Below are 14,709 nucleotides of genomic sequence, written 5' to 3'. Positions count from 1 at the left end.
ATACCCCATGCCCGGTGGTGGCACTGCTACATTAACAAATACTCTCGCCCCCTTTACTCCTATTACCGGCGCTGGTGGCTTTGTTGCAGCTGTTGGCTCCATGCAATCAATAATTTTATTATTGTTTGCGTCTTGCGTGTTTACGCCACAGACGCAGCCGGTTGGGTTAAGGTAAACAAACTCAATATTTTCCCTAATATCGTAGGGGTTACCAAGTAAAATTTGATTGCAATTATTTATACGCGATGTTTGATAAAAACTAGAAAGAGTAGATTTGCGTTGGGCAATGATACCAATGTCGTTCCAATGCGTATTATAAGAATTCCAAAAAAAAGCCCTGACAATGTCTCCTCCTGTTTGAATTGCCGTAAAAGTGCCAGAAATATTTCCCAAGTCATTAATTGCTGTTGCCGCTGATTTTGTTGCGCGAAATCTAGTTCCATTAGCTTCTCGTGAAGGAATGGCAAGCATTATTGGCATTGCAGTATAATTGCTCCAGAAATAACCATTTTCACTATAAGAAGGGCTGGTATTTAAATTATTTAGGTTACCCACTATTTCACCGCTATTGTTAATACCATATGCATAACTCTGAAAAATTGCGCCGGCAGGGCCTTGTAATTCGTGAACAGTATTATCTGATAACCATGCTACCGCGTATGATTGGAAGGGATTCTCTGACCTACATGTCCCAACTATAATGTTTGAATTATTGATGGCGCTAGGGATACACGTAAAATTCTCCCTTGAAGGCGCAAGTCCCCTAAACACCCCATTCTCCCAAACCCAAGCAGCTTGCTGATTGGTGTTTCTGTCAAAAGAGCGACCAATCACAACACCAGAATCATTAACGTCGATGGCATAAGTGTCAGTAAAATTTTGATACTGCCCAATATGAGATCTAATTCCATTACTATCCCATTTTTCAGCGACATTAGCTTGTACACCTGCGTCCCAGGTATAACCAACTACCGTGTTGTTATTGTTAATACCAAAAGCTTCGGTATTTTGAATTGGATGATCTAAAAAGACAGATGTAGAATTCTGATGAATTATTGGAGCCGATCCAATGCAGCTTGGAGCATCGCAAGCTGTGCCAGCAATTGTTCCTGTATTATTAATATCAAAAATACTTGCTGTCCCAAATCCATTTGCTGGCGGAAGCACCTGCACCACATCCCAATCCTGGGCAGTTGCGACAGAAAGAGGCAGAACGCTTAGAACGGTAAAAATTAGTTTATGAAGTAATCTCAAAAGTAGGTGTCCTTATATCTGCTTGGGCCCTTAATCTTATGCAATTTCCATTCCGCAAATATAATATACTAGTTCCCCTAGAAATCATAGTTTTCAACTACCCGATCTTGTATACATCAAGCATTTTTGCCCAAGAATTTAGCAATTTCTTCGTTCATCAGGAAAGTAACCCCATGCCAGTGGTTCTATACCAGTGATTCTAAAGATCACATCGCATTAACAGACTTCACCAGAATTGCTCTAAGCTTATCAGGAACCGTTGTTTGAAAGTGCCGAGCGGCCTCGAGTTTGCGCGTAGATAGCTGCGAGGTAATTTGATCGAAGTCCGGGCTCATGTAGTCTGTAATCATCACCCGCACTGGCGCACTACTACTACCATTACACCCAGTAGGAGCCCCTCCAGTGCCGAGTCCATGCTGAGCAGCATAGTAATCGGCATACTCCTGGAGCACAGGGGCAGCAATTTTAATACTTTGGCGGTCTGCCTCATTCATCGGCAAAAATACGAACGTTAGGCCAACTTTCTTTTGGCATACAGTATAATTTAACGCATCTCTCAAGCTTTGCTCCAAAACACTATCCTCCACCCATTTATCCTCTGCGCCGTCCCAGCGCGAACTTGCGCTCCAGAGCCCAAAAGAAAAAATAACGATACTTGCATCACCTTCTGCCAACGAACGAACTTTCCCCACATCACTTGTTCTATAGTTCTCTGCAGCAGTTGCTACAATTTGAGCTAAGGGCATAGGCTTATCGGGATCAGACTGATCTGCAAAACCTAAAGTCTCAGGAATTCTACGCGAGCCAGAAGCCATTGGTTCGGTGGAGTACTGTCCATCAGCAGTGGGAGCAGGCGGCACTCCCGACCAATCACTTAAATCCTTATCGTCAGCGGTTTGTAGCTTCATGTCACGCACGCGCATCGCCTGAAGTGCAATCAAGTTACGTACCGTCTCGCCACCGCCAGTCCCAGAATGGCGATCAGTCATTTCAATCACACTATCAGGACCAATGAACGGCAACACCGGATTATCATCACACCAATTATTCAATCCGCTATTACCGCGTTTTCGATCATTCTCTTCAGCATGATGCAAACTCTCTTCTCCTGGCATCGGTGGACTATCAAGATAAGAATCAACTGGGGTCAAGACAAGGTTATGCCCGGGGCTTGCTGTTTCGGTTGTATACCCAGCACAATAGCAAAGCTCCCAGCGATTAAGCCCCGAAGGATTATCAATGCCCTGGGCAACATCCGGTAGATTCGCATTGATAAATCCACGAAATGCCGCAGGTATTCTTGAATGTAAATATTTCTGCTCATCTGGCAGGGGAAAATCTACTAGATGCTGGTCGACGGTAACAGTATTTCTAAAATCAAGAGGATAAAGTGGAATCACTGGATATGCTGCTGCAGCTCCTTTCATTCCAATCAAGCCAACCATTGAAGTGCCGTTAAACGAGCTCAATTTTGTCAGCCAATCAACAAAATCTACAACTGTTCTTTTGTATAACTGCCACGGCTTTGAAAAACAGAGCGTCCCATAGAACGCCGCAACTTCTTGAGCCTGAGTTGTCACAGAGTTCAAATATAAGCTATTAGTAGTTCCATCGGCATGATACGAAGGTGGCGACTGAGTGATCCCAGGAAATCCATCGCTAAATTCGCTAACTTCCCACGGCGCCCATGCAGGATCAGTAAGCATAGCAGTATAATTCTCAGCATCCATGGAAAACGCTGGATCCATTAAAACGTAAATCATTTGCGTCGGAATTCTTAAGGCGGAAACTACTTCATTTTGAAAACTCAACAAACCCGACCCAGTCAGCGTTAAAAATTGATGCGGGTCAGTGCGTGCAAATATCGCCACAGAATTCTTGAAATCATCGTACTGCCCCCCCGGGGTCAGCGGGTCAAGATAAGCAGAGTTATCATCAAAAAATATTTTCTTGGTCCGCGCTAATGTCGAACCAGTAGTTCCGACGGCACCTGTCGGTGCATAGTAATATCTCAATCCAAATTGATCAGTATCAGCGCCAAGGCGTGGAACTATTAAAATTGGATCATCAGTAGATTTGCGAGTAGCAAACGGCGTAACGTCATTCCTAATGTTATTATCAATAGTTTCTAGACCACGTTCGCCTGCATAGTGATAAAATGGCAATCCTGCCAGAGCTACTTGCGCTGCATCATCTGCAGCGACTTGAGTAGCAGTTGCAGCGGACTGATTCATCGGCAAATCAACCATCATGCCAATAGCCAGAAGTACAATAAAAACTATCGCTATTGCCATGAATTCCATGACCATGCCGCGCTGCGATCTGATGCGCGTAAGCTTCAGAATGTCCCTGAATGTTTCAACTCGGTAATGCAAAACTAATCTCGCCCGCTAGAAGAGGTGGAACCTGAGGAAGTTGAGGTACTCGCGGAACTCGTTGATGAATTTCCGGGGTTACCATAATTTCCCTTATTGGTCTCCCGTTCTTTACAAATCGTATTATTATCATCGCGCGGGTCACGCAGTTGGAAACAATCCAACTCTTCACGCGCAAAATTAGATCGTCTACCCACCCCGGTTTCTGCGAATTTAATCGCAACAAATGTCGCAAGGATGACAATTGCTGTAATTAAAATATATTCCATCATCGTTGCGCCAGCCTGATTCAATAGTCTTTGCTTCATAGTGAACTTACCGATTTAAGAAAAAGGTTCTTTAACTTTCCCGGAATAGTAGCACGGAAGTGGCGCGCTGCTCTAAGTTTCCGTAACGAGACGGGAGTAGTCTCATTTCCAAAATCTGTACTCATATAATCCGTAATCATCACTCGCACGGCCCCCATACTACCATTTGCACATTTCCCTGCGCCACTCTCAGCTTTGCCATGGTAGAAAAGATAGTCTTGGCTATAGGCTTCGAGGACTGGAGCAACAATGCGCAGACTTTCCCGGTCTGATTCACTCATCGGCAGAAATACAAAAGTCAAATTTGCACCTAAAGTGCAAACAGCATGTTGCAATGCAAAATCAAAGTAAAACTGCAGTAATCCTTCATACCCAGCACCAGCAACTTCGCGCTCGGCAGTCATGTTCGGTTGGTCGACCACCCCAAAAGCAAAAATAAGCAAATTAACGCTATCTTGAGAAATCGGTCTATAGCGCACCTGGTCAAGATCGGTATTGTATTCGTCCCGCGCCTTAATCAGGTAGTCCACAGCAGTTGGCGGCGGAGTGGCTGGTTCTCGTGAATCAGCTCCGAACGAAAGATGCAGAGATCGAGTGCCCGTAGCCATCGGCGAGTTTTTGCTATTCCAATCTTGATCCTCTGGCTTAGGGGGTTCAAATGAAGAAATCGAGCGGTTGTCTATAGTTTCAAGCTTAAGATTGCGAATGCGCATTCCTTGCGAGGCAATTAAATTGCGTACACTCTCACCTGCTGCATCCATACTGCGATGCAAGCCTAGATTAACTCTAAAATCTTGGTCTACTTCATGTATGGAATCATCACACCAATTCATCATGAATTGGATGCCTCGCTGTCGCTTTTCAGGGCTGATGTGATACAAATCCCTTTCAGTATCGCCTGCAAAATAATCGTTATAAGAATCCACTGGCAATAGATACGGCTTATGCGCGCCATCGCTCGCAGCAAAAGCGCTACAATAACATAATTCCCACATGTTACGATTTGACGCTGGAATAGAATCGGGATCATCTCCTGTCTCTACTATTTTCGGAGTTTTTGTATTCACAAATCCTGTAAAGGCAGAGCTAAGCCCTGATTGGAGCGGGCTTAGACTAAGATCTCCATTAATATCAAGATGGCTGACTAAAATATCGTTATCGACAATCGGATAGATCGGAATCACAGGATGGTCTTTAATCCCTGTTAACCCAACTAATGTCGTAGAATTAAAAACACTAGACTTCGACATCCAATCAAGCATTTCAACTATTGTCTCCTTATACAGTCCCCAAGGTCTAGTTTCGCATAACGACCCGTAAAAGGCTGGAATAGCATCAATGTCGTTGAGATAATTTGCTCCACCGTTGTGATATTCAGCAGTAGGTGGCGCATTTGTAATTCCCGGGAAAGGTGCAGCACTCCCCCAACGATCGGGATCCGGCGCCCAGTCAAGGTCGTGCAAAATCGCGTCATAATTCTCGGCATCCATCGAAAACGCCGGATCGATTAGCACATACGTCAACTGAGTCGGAATGCGGGCACCGGCAACAACTTCTGAGTCATATTGATTTAACCCGTCGAGTGTTAAGAAACGCCGCGGTTCAGTGCGCGCATAGACCAGCGCAATATTTTTAAAATCATCGATATTCGGATGTGGATCGAAAACATACCGCGAGCCAATCTGGCCAGCCAGTTGAATATCTCCAGAATAACCCGTGTTCAGATAGCACCCTTGATCATCATCCAATTGCGCGCATACACCTGCACCCATTCTGGGCATTACTACTATTGGCTCGACTTCAAGCGTCGAGAACGAACTACTGTGTGCGACAATCGAATGATAGGCGGCTTTGGTAGCGCGATCGCCTACCTCTTGATAAGAAGGCAAATTTGCAAGTGCAATTTTCGCTGCCTCATCCAGTGCGATTTGCGTTGCTGTTGCCGATGACTGATTCATCGGCACATCAACCATCATGCCAATCGCGAGTAAAACAATAAATACGATTGAGATCGCAACGAACTCTAGCACTAAGCCACGCTCATTGTTACTGAGATGTAATGCAAAGTTGCGAGATAACCCGCTCGAGACACGAACTCTATCCATAGATACCTTTTTAGATGATTTATAAGGTTTAAAGAATCACTAAAGTTAATCCCCAAACGTGTATATTCAATGAGAATTCAAGCTGTTAGGATTTTCTAGATTTGATCACTGCTCATTCCTGTGCTACTTCAACCAGGCAAAGGCATTAAGCATATGAACTATAAACTACTAATTCTTACTATTAGTTACAGCTTTGCAACGTTGGCACATGCCTGCCCATCGATTGGCAGCTACCCGGACATTAATTGTGATGGACAACTCAAAGTCCTCGCTATCGGTGACAGCATCACTTACGGGCTTAAAGATCAAAAAAATGACGGCAAGGGCGGTTACCCACTACGCTTTCAAACTTACTATTACAAGAAAAGCGCTCGTATCAATATTATCAACTACGGTATCCCGGGAATAACTTGCGAAGGTCTCTACGAAAGATTGCGTCGCCAGTGGAATCTTGAAAATGGCGGCTTAAGGGACGCTGATTACGCGATCGTGGCCTGTGGAGTAAACGCTTATTTCACACATCGCGACCCAGATAAAACAGTCGACTCAGCTCGCGACGTCGCACGCTTCCTCAGAAGCCAAGGCATTTATGTCTCCCTAGCTAACCTCCCCTCAATTCAACGTAGCAGCCAGCGCGAATATGTTGACCAGGTAAATGCACGCTTAGATGGCGTGACTGTGCGATTTGATAAGATCGCATCCTCCAAGGAATACTCCGATGGCTTACACCCGAATTCCAAGGGATATGACAAGCTTTTTAAGGTAGTGCAGGATGCTTTTCGTAATGACTATCGCCGCAATGCCGTGGCTTTTGCTGGATTAACTGATCTCGACAGGGATGGTGTTTACGATCAATTCGAAACTTCACGCTTCAACACCAATCCTGCCCTGAATGACACTGATGGAGACGGCCTCGGAGATTCTCGGGAGCTTTTCAAATATGGCTCAAACCCCTTGGTTGCCGACACTGATGGTGACGGACTTACCGATGCGCAAGAAACAGCTCATGTGAATAGTCCTGTCGATCCATTTGCCTTGAATTAGAGTAGCTCACGATTCTATCGAGTAAGTAGCGAGTGCTCTAGGTAAATGTCGCGAAGAGAACTTCCCTAGTCCGCACCACTTGATGTTGTTGTTGAAGTCGAGCTTGTCGAAGTTGAACTTGTCGCCGAGCTACCTGAAGCTGAACTAGAAGACGAATAGGTTCCGGTATCCCCAATCGCCCCAGTATCAATTGTGGGGGAATTACCTAGCCCATTGATTGGAAGATAAACTTTAGCAACTACAGTTTTCGCGTTATTACCAAATCCCGGATCAACGCCAAGCAAGTTAATACCTGAAAAAAAGCTCTTACGCACAAGGACAACAGCTTTACACTCATATCCCGACGGTAAAGACGCTGCAAAATTAGCATCATCTGCAGCCTCGACACATGGAACGAATACTGTCGATCCGCCACCTACCGGTGGTTTATATTTTTTACTTTCTTGCTGACATGCGGCCTTTGCTTCAGCAGCAGCTAAATCTCTAGCATAGAGATTTACGTTACCAGCGCTATAACCGTTGGCATTATTTGCTGATGTGGGAAAGGCATCTCCGTTCAAAACACATCTAAGCGGTGATACGATGGCGCCACTTTTTATCTGATTAACTAGTGTTTCGTACTGCGCGTTTTCAAATGAACCAGAGTTATCGGAGTAACGAGCATTAAAGAAAAAAGAAAATGTGTGCATTACATAAGAGTCCTCATCGGGAAGTTGGATATATTTATCAATCGTTGTCGCAAGTTTCCCGTGAGCATCTTCACTACTAAACGCTGCGCTTACGCGAGGGAAATAAGTTGCAGAGAAATCTGCCTTTTGACCCAATCCGTAGCCGCCAGATTCATTTAAAGCTCCCATGGGGGCACTGGGAATTTCAGGTCCGCTAGAAGAACTTGTAGTCGCACCTAAATTGGTGTCTCCAAAATCACGTAGTGCATTATTAATCCCCTCTTCATCACTTACTTTATTAGCCGTCATGATGCCGTATTTGAGGCCGTAAAAAATAAAAATTACGAGCAAGGGAAGAACGATTGCAAATGAGATTAATGCGTTACCCTGAGACCTACTCAGGCGGTTTTTGATTGGAAATTTAAGACTGATTGAGATCATACAAGTTACCACTTAAAAACTACTGTTATGTTTAGATTAATTAATATAGGATTTTGTTGCTAGGATTTTCTCGTAAATCGAGTCAATTTTACTGGCACAGGTTAACATGTTGATTTAATTGGGAAACATCGTATGGTTGGCAAAGATTACATCCTCTCCTCATTACTTGTATTTGTTCCAATCAGCTTATTTCTAAAATCAACTTCCCCGGAGTCGGCACTGCTCTTCGTTACGTCTTGCATCGCAATTATCCCACTTGCTGGTTGGATGGGTCGCGCTACAGAGCAAATCGCGCATCGTGCCGGAGAGGGCATTGGGGGGATTTTAAATGCTACGTTTGGTAACGCTGCAGAGTTAATTATCGCGCTAATTGCGCTACAGAATGGTCTACATGAAGTCGTCAAGGCATCGCTAACTGGTTCGATTATTGGAAACATCTTGTTAGTGCTGGGGGCTTCGTTTTTTGCTGGTGGACTTTTTCACCGCGAGCAGAAGTTTAACCAAACTGCCGCTTCAGCCTTAAGCACAATGCTTTTACTTTCAAGTATCGCCCTAATCGTACCCACTTCGTTTCACTACTTAGTGCCAAACCCAGAAAGCCGATCTGAACAGAACTTGAGTCTAGAGATTAGCTTAGTCTTAATGGCCACGTATTTGGCGGGGCTACTATTTTCATTAAAAACCCATAAAAATCTTTTTGTCGGTGAGGACAAGGCCGAAGAGCTTGAAGATGGCCATCTCTGGTCGATGAAAAAATCGCTGATTATTTTACTGATTGCCACTGGGCTGATTGCTTGGATGAGTGAATTACTGGTGCACTCCGTAGAGCATGCTGCGCATGCTCTCGGAATGTCTCAGATTTTTATTGGAGTGATCGTTGTAGCAATTGTTGGTAACGCCGCCGAACATAGCACGGCGATACTTGTGGCAATGAAAAACCGTATGGACCTTTCGATTGGGATCGCCGTCGGCAGTAGTATTCAGATTGCGCTTTTTGTGGCGCCGGTACTCATTTTTGCAAGTCATTTTATTGGTCCAAAACCATTGGATTTAGTTTTCACCCCGGCTGAAGTGCTTGCAGTTTTTCTCTCAACTTTAATTGCGACGCAGATTTCAAGTGATGGAAAATCGAATTGGTTTGAAGGGTTTCAGCTTTTATCAGTCTACGTAATTCTGGGAATGCTGTTTTTCTTTTTATAAGTTGCAACTTAACTTTTAACTTTTGGTACTGGGTCACTTTTTAATGCGCCTTGCCCCGCAGATACTTCCACTTCCAGTTATATTATCGACCGAAACCTAAAATTCGCAGTGGAAATTTAGTTTCGCAACGGACCGATTAAGTAAGCTTCAGACTTAGAGCGCGTTTTTTTCAATAAATGCCCGAGGCGAAGCCTCGAAATTTTCATAATTATCTGGCGTGATGATAATTTGTTTTGAACTTGAAAATTGCTTGCTGAATTCTTCAAGTCCCTTAAGCTGCTTACGCTGACCGCTTTTGACTTCAATCGCGTATAAATTCCTTCCAATTTTCAAAACAAAATCAACTTCCTTGTCTCCCTCCCGCCAATAATACAGGGCCTCATCAAGGCGAATTAATTGGCCGTGGCACGGGGTTACTTTTTAGTCCAACACTGATTGGCTTCCCAACGCTGTCGTGAGGATCGCTAAAGGTCGATCAAGTGGCCGAGCCTGTCACGCTTGGCCTCTAAATAAGAACGATTTGTCTGATTAATTGCCGAGGGAACATTCACCCGAGAAATAACTTTAACCCCGTAAGACTCAAGCGCCCGCTGCTTGTCAGGATTATTACTAATCAAGGCTACTCGATCAATGCCGAGGTCCAAAAGAATTTGTGCTCCAACTCGATAATCTCGTTCGTCAGCAGCAAAGCCTAACTCCAAATTGGCCTGCACCGTGTCTAAGCCGCGATCCTGCAATTGATACGCACGCAACTTGTTAGCTAAACCGATACCACGCCCTTCCTGCTGCAAATAAACCAACACCCCCGACCCGGCATTAATCATCGCCGCTAAAGTGCGGTCAAATTGCGATCCACAATCACAACGCTGACTCTCGAAAACATCTCCCGTCAAACATTCCGAATGCAGTCGCGCTAAAACGCCTGCCCCCGATCGGTCCGCCTGCGGATTGCCGATCACGAAAACTAAATGCTCGTCATTCGTATGATCATCAATGTAGACATAAACCGTCACAGCTTGCCGTTCTGCGCTACTACTGGCAGGCAAAATATCAGCGAGTTCGATCTTCGTCTGGGCAACCTGACGCACGGAAATTTCGTGTGCGAGACGATGTTTGCGAATTTCAGCAACGCTTGTAAGCTTTAAATTGTGCGCTTTGCAAAACTCCCCAAGCGCTTGACCACGCAACATCTCGCCTGTTGGCGACATAATCTCGCAAATCACAGCCCCAGGCTGAAGCCCAGCAAGCCGGGCCATATCGACAGAGCCTTCCGTCTGGCCAATACGCTTCAAGACTCCCCCAGGTTGAGCACCTAAAGGGAAAACAAAGCCTGGCGAAATAAAATCTGCTGCCGTCGCCGTTGGCGAGACCGCCGCGCGAATTGTAGCCGCCCGGCCGCGAGCCGTGACGCCAAAGTCTTTAACGGAGCGATGGTCGATACTAATTTTAAAATTCGTCCCCAGCGGGGCAGTGTTCTCGGTGACTTGCTTGGAAAGTTTGAGACGATCGATCAGCTCGTGGTCGAGACTAAGACAGATTAAGCCCTTGCCCTGGCCCATCATGAAAGCAAGATTCTCTTCGGTCACAAGTTCGGCAGCACAAACTAAGTCGCCCTCGTTCTCGCGATCCTCATCATCAACTAAGACAATTTGCCTACCGGCACGTAAGTCCGCCAAACAGTCTTCAAATTTATCGAAGCTAAGCGACATTAGCGAGAAGCACCATCGCCTGCTGTTGTTTTCACAGCATTAGATGTCGAGCCTGGTGTCGGTGTCTCTACCGGAGCTTTGGTGTCGCCTGAAGAAGTGCGTGACCCATCTGCAGACGAAGTTCTAGTTGCACTAGCTTGACCCTTAGACCGCGCGCAAGCTTCTGCCATTGTCGCGCAGTCCTTACACTCACAATCCACATTTTTAGCTTTGTCCTTACAAGAGTCGCACTGCTCACAAGTGCATTTTTGCAGATGCTGCTCAGCTAAGACTAAACCTGGCGTTAAGAAACAACTCGCAACAAGTAAGATCGATAAAAAGTATTTAAACATAAAGCCTCACTAACGTTAACGTTATAAATCAGTCTGATATTAAACTTCTTTTGAATTAAAAATTCAAAAGAAGTTTAATGATCCATTTTTCGCAAGAAAAATGGACAAAAAACAAAATAGACTTCTTTCGATAAAAGTTCGAAAGAAGTCTATTTACACTGAATATAAAGCATCGGCAAATTGACCATAGACGCTGAATATTTCAACCTGCCCCTACGCAACTTCAGCGAACGAGTCGTCAGGGGGAGATTTCTGCTATGCTCGCTTATTATTCAATTGCATTCATGGAAGCGCAATTAAAGAATGGCAATCTACTTGCGCGTTACCGTCATTGCGAGCTTGCGACAGCAAGCGTGGCAATCTGTTAACCGGTACATTATATTTTATCATTTTAAGTGAGCAGATTGCTTCGCTTTGCGCGCAGTGACGATGAATAACCAACTTAATCAGCTCTTCCCTAGTTAGAATATTATTTGCGCTCGACCCGGATTAGGCTGTCAGCTCCTAATCGCCGTGAATCGGATTTAAATTCTTGATTTCTTTGGATTTCCTCAACTCGACAACCTAAATTTATTCCGTCAGGACCCAAAATCTTAGGTGAACTGTAGACCAGCAAACGCTGGAATAACTGAGCATTAAAAACCGCATCAAAAAGCTTAGGCCCCGCTTCGACTAAAACACTAGTCATCCCTCGAGCACCTAAATCTTTTAGTACAGCCCTTAAGTCAAGATGAGTATGGTCTTTCTCAGAGTATACAATCACTTCTCCTAAGTTAGGAGTGTTGAAAATTTGCCGCTGCCGGTCAATCAACTGACTACCTTGAAGAACCACGCGCTTAGGTTGCCACTCCATGTGCTTAGCCCCGAGCCGACGATTCGAAAGCAGCGGATCGTCAGCAATGACCGTGCTACCCCCGACTAGAATTGCATCAACTCTACTGCGTATCCCATGCAAATGACGCATTGAGACTGTTCCTGAAATCGGCGTTTTTCCCTCGCCACGCAGGCCGACTTTGGCGTCAGCACTTAGCGCAACTTTGAGAATTACAAAGGGCAGTCCAGTAGCTTGGTGATAGCACCAAAACTCATTAAGACGTCGAGCCTCAGCTTCGAGCACTCCAAGCTTAACTTCAATCCCTGCTTGCTCTAATCTTTCAACTCCGCGACCTAAAACTTGGGTATTAGGATCGCGCATTGCACAAACAACGCGACTGATCCCGGCAGCAAGAATAGCTTCTGTGCACGGTGGAGTTTTACCCTGATGATTACAAGGTTCAAGCGTTACATATAGCGTCGCCCCCTGTGCGCATTTGCGCGCAGATTTAAGCGCCATCACTTCGGCATGTTCAGCGCCAAACTTCGCATGATAGCCGTAACTAATGATTTTACGATCCTTAACCAAGCATGCTCCAACCATTGGATTAGGCGAGGCCAAGCCCGCACCACGCCGAGCAACGGCAAGCGCGCGACGCATATAGTAGCTATCGCTCTGTAAACCCATAGACTGTCTATTTCTCGAAGATCAATTACTCTTTTTGCTTAAGACTCTTGAGCGTATCCATGAATTCTTTGACATCAGAGAACTCCCGGTAAACCGAAGCAAAACGCACATAGGCGACTGGGTCAAGCAGGCGCAATTTATCCATCACAAGTTCCCCAATTGCGGTTGAGGCAATTTCTTTTTCCCCAGGCTCGATAATCTTGGCCTCGATATCTCGCGCAGCCTGTTCCATTTTCTCAACACTGACAGGGCGTTTCTCACAAGCTTTCTTAATCCCGAGGAAAATTTTAGCGCGGTCAAACTCTTGTCGACCGCCATCTTTCTTCACTACTAGTGGAAAGTTATCTTCGATACGTTCAAAGGTAGTGAAACGTAGGTCGCAAGATTCGCACTCGCGGCGCCGACGCACCGCGCGGCCATCGGGGGCTTCACGTGAATCAATTACCCGCGTAGGTGTATGGCAGCGAGTGCAGCGCATAGATAATACTTATGACCAAAATAAAAACGCGCCCATAAGATCTGTGATGCTTATGGAGCGCGCTTAGAAATATAAGACTGTAGCCCATTGCCTGCGGCAAGAAGGTGCTACCAAAGAAAAAACTATGCCGTATGCTCAGCGATGTATTTTACAGCATCGCCAACAGTGCGGATTTTTTCTGCATCTTGATCTGAAATTTCGATATCGTACTCTTCTTCGAGAGCCATGATTAATTCAACGATACCAAGTGAGTCAGCACCAAGGTCTTCAGTAAATGAAGCCTCTAAGTTCACCTCTTCAGGCGATACCCCTAGTTGCTCAACAATGATATTTTTAATACGCTCTTGAGTTTCAGCGTTGGACATAGCCTCTCCCTTAAATAAATTACATCAAATAAAAATCTGTTCTTAGCGTTGATCGATTCAAAGCGTTTCCGCCCAAACACTCTCAACGCGCAGGCTCCCAAAATAAAGAGAGTCGAGAAAAAGTCAATTCCGTATTTTCATGGCTAGCTGTAAAAATATGTAACCTATTGAAATTACAGTCTTTTACATATAGAGCCCGCCGTTCACCGCAAGCACTTGTCCGGTAATATACGACGATCCAGGACCGGCTAAGAAGGAAACTGCTGCTGCAATATCCTCAACTGAGCCTAAGCGTTCCAAGACAATCCCCTGCTTAATTGTATTTTTAACTTCAGCGTTAAGCTGATTTGTCATGTCAGTTTCAATATAACCTGGAGCAACTGCATTAACAGTAATGTTTCTGCTACCTAATTCACGAGCCAGACTTTTTGTTAAGCCAATCATACCGGCTTTTGCCGCTGCGTATGATGCTTGTCCAGCATTTCCCATCTGACCAATTACTGAAGAAATATTAATAATTCGTCCAGCGCGCTCTTTCATCATCGGACGCATCACGGCTTTAGCGCAAAAGAAAGCACCAGAGAGATTTGTATCAATCACCCGGTCCCAGTCTTCGGGCTTGACGCGCATGGAAAGTCCATCTGCTGTAATCCCTGCATTATTAACCAGCACATCAATCCGGCCACATTGCTCCAGCACCTGGGCAACGCCGTTTTCGATTGCTTCTGGGTCGGCAACGTTAAACTGATGAATTGAGGCTGAACCGCCTAAGCGCGCAATCTCCGCGCTAACTTCCATCGCCGAATTTGCACCTTGCACATAGGTCAAGGCAACGTGGAAACCATCTTGGGCTAAACGTAACGCTATTGCTTTACCAATGCCGCGCGATCCACCTGTAACAAGGGCAACTTTTTTTCCGTTCATAGCTT

The 14,709-nt window shown here is 45.2% G+C and carries 14 protein-coding genes; 2 read left to right on the top strand and 12 right to left on the bottom strand.

Annotated elements, in window-relative coordinates; all coding sequences use genetic code 11:
- The 4 genes from JNK13_03720 to JNK13_03705 form a co-directional block, all read right to left on the bottom strand.
- Nucleotides 1–1,254: hypothetical protein (locus tag JNK13_03720; protein ID MBL7661843.1), on the bottom strand; the 1,254-nt coding region annotated here is incomplete at its 3' end.
- A 206-nt stretch (nucleotides 1,255–1,460) separates the two neighbouring features.
- The gene (locus JNK13_03715; protein ID MBL7661842.1) at nucleotides 1,461–3,629 is read right to left on the bottom strand and encodes a hypothetical protein; all 2,169 of its coding nucleotides are present in this window, start codon (nucleotides 3,627–3,629) and stop codon (nucleotides 1,461–1,463) included.
- Between the two features lie 2 nt (nucleotides 3,630–3,631).
- Nucleotides 3,632–3,937 (bottom strand): hypothetical protein, encoded by a 306-nt coding sequence (locus tag JNK13_03710; GenBank protein MBL7661841.1) that lies wholly within the window; start codon nucleotides 3,935–3,937, stop codon nucleotides 3,632–3,634.
- The gene (locus JNK13_03705) at nucleotides 3,934–6,042 is read right to left on the bottom strand and encodes a hypothetical protein (GenBank protein ID MBL7661840.1); all 2,109 of its coding nucleotides are present in this window, start codon (nucleotides 6,040–6,042) and stop codon (nucleotides 3,934–3,936) included. The genes JNK13_03710 and JNK13_03705 overlap by 4 nt, the downstream gene beginning before the upstream one ends.
- Nucleotides 6,043–6,195: 153 nt before the next feature.
- Here JNK13_03705 and JNK13_03700 point away from each other — a divergent pair, with 153 nt between their 5' ends.
- Nucleotides 6,196–7,086 (top strand): SGNH/GDSL hydrolase family protein, encoded by an 891-nt coding sequence (locus tag JNK13_03700; protein ID MBL7661839.1) that lies wholly within the window; start codon nucleotides 6,196–6,198, stop codon nucleotides 7,084–7,086.
- A gap of 65 nt (nucleotides 7,087–7,151) precedes the next feature.
- Here the strand turns inward: JNK13_03700 and JNK13_03695 are convergent, their stop codons facing one another.
- A complete protein-coding gene (locus tag JNK13_03695; GenBank protein ID MBL7661838.1) occupies nucleotides 7,152–8,195 on the bottom strand; it encodes a hypothetical protein in 1,044 nt (347 codons plus the stop codon).
- A gap of 150 nt (nucleotides 8,196–8,345) precedes the next feature.
- Between JNK13_03695 and cax the strand changes: the two genes are divergently transcribed.
- Complete coding sequence (gene cax / locus JNK13_03690; protein MBL7661837.1) at nucleotides 8,346–9,395, top strand: calcium/proton exchanger; 1,050 nt, start codon at nucleotides 8,346–8,348, stop codon at nucleotides 9,393–9,395.
- A 153-nt stretch (nucleotides 9,396–9,548) separates the two neighbouring features.
- Here the strand turns inward: cax and JNK13_03685 are convergent, their stop codons facing one another.
- The 7 genes from JNK13_03685 to fabG form a co-directional block, all read right to left on the bottom strand.
- Nucleotides 9,549–9,788: an ATP-binding protein gene (locus JNK13_03685; GenBank protein MBL7661836.1), complete on the bottom strand. Its 240-nt coding sequence runs from the start codon at nucleotides 9,786–9,788 to the stop codon at nucleotides 9,549–9,551.
- Nucleotides 9,789–9,859: 71 nt separating this feature from the next.
- Nucleotides 9,860–11,104: a GTP cyclohydrolase II gene (ribA, locus tag JNK13_03680; GenBank protein MBL7661835.1), complete on the bottom strand. Its 1,245-nt coding sequence runs from the start codon at nucleotides 11,102–11,104 to the stop codon at nucleotides 9,860–9,862.
- The gene (locus tag JNK13_03675; protein ID MBL7661834.1) at nucleotides 11,104–11,436 is read right to left on the bottom strand and encodes a hypothetical protein; all 333 of its coding nucleotides are present in this window, start codon (nucleotides 11,434–11,436) and stop codon (nucleotides 11,104–11,106) included. Before JNK13_03675 ends, ribA begins: the two co-directional genes overlap by 1 nt.
- A gap of 469 nt (nucleotides 11,437–11,905) precedes the next feature.
- Entirely contained in the window at nucleotides 11,906–12,937 is a 1,032-nt protein-coding gene (ribD, locus tag JNK13_03670; protein MBL7661833.1) for a bifunctional diaminohydroxyphosphoribosylaminopyrimidine deaminase/5-amino-6-(5-phosphoribosylamino)uracil reductase RibD, read from the bottom strand.
- A 25-nt stretch (nucleotides 12,938–12,962) separates the two neighbouring features.
- Nucleotides 12,963–13,415 (bottom strand): transcriptional repressor NrdR, encoded by a 453-nt coding sequence (gene nrdR, locus JNK13_03665; protein ID MBL7661832.1) that lies wholly within the window; start codon nucleotides 13,413–13,415, stop codon nucleotides 12,963–12,965.
- 122 nt (nucleotides 13,416–13,537) lie between these two features.
- Nucleotides 13,538–13,780 carry an acyl carrier protein gene (acpP, locus tag JNK13_03660; GenBank protein MBL7661831.1) on the bottom strand — a complete coding sequence of 81 codons (243 nt, stop codon included), beginning with the start codon at nucleotides 13,778–13,780 and terminating at the stop codon, nucleotides 13,538–13,540.
- A 183-nt stretch (nucleotides 13,781–13,963) separates the two neighbouring features.
- On the bottom strand, nucleotides 13,964–14,704 hold the full coding sequence (gene fabG, locus JNK13_03655) for a 3-oxoacyl-[acyl-carrier-protein] reductase (GenBank protein MBL7661830.1): 741 nt from the start codon (nucleotides 14,702–14,704) through the stop codon (nucleotides 13,964–13,966).
- Between the last annotated feature and the right edge of the window lie 5 nt (nucleotides 14,705–14,709).

This window comes from bacterium, from assembly GCA_016786595.1.
GTDB lineage: Bacteria > Bdellovibrionota_C > UBA2361 > SZUA-149 > JAEUWB01 > JAEUWB01.
Note: the sequence above shows the minus strand (reverse complement) of the source record. Positions and strands in the feature narration are given on the sequence as shown.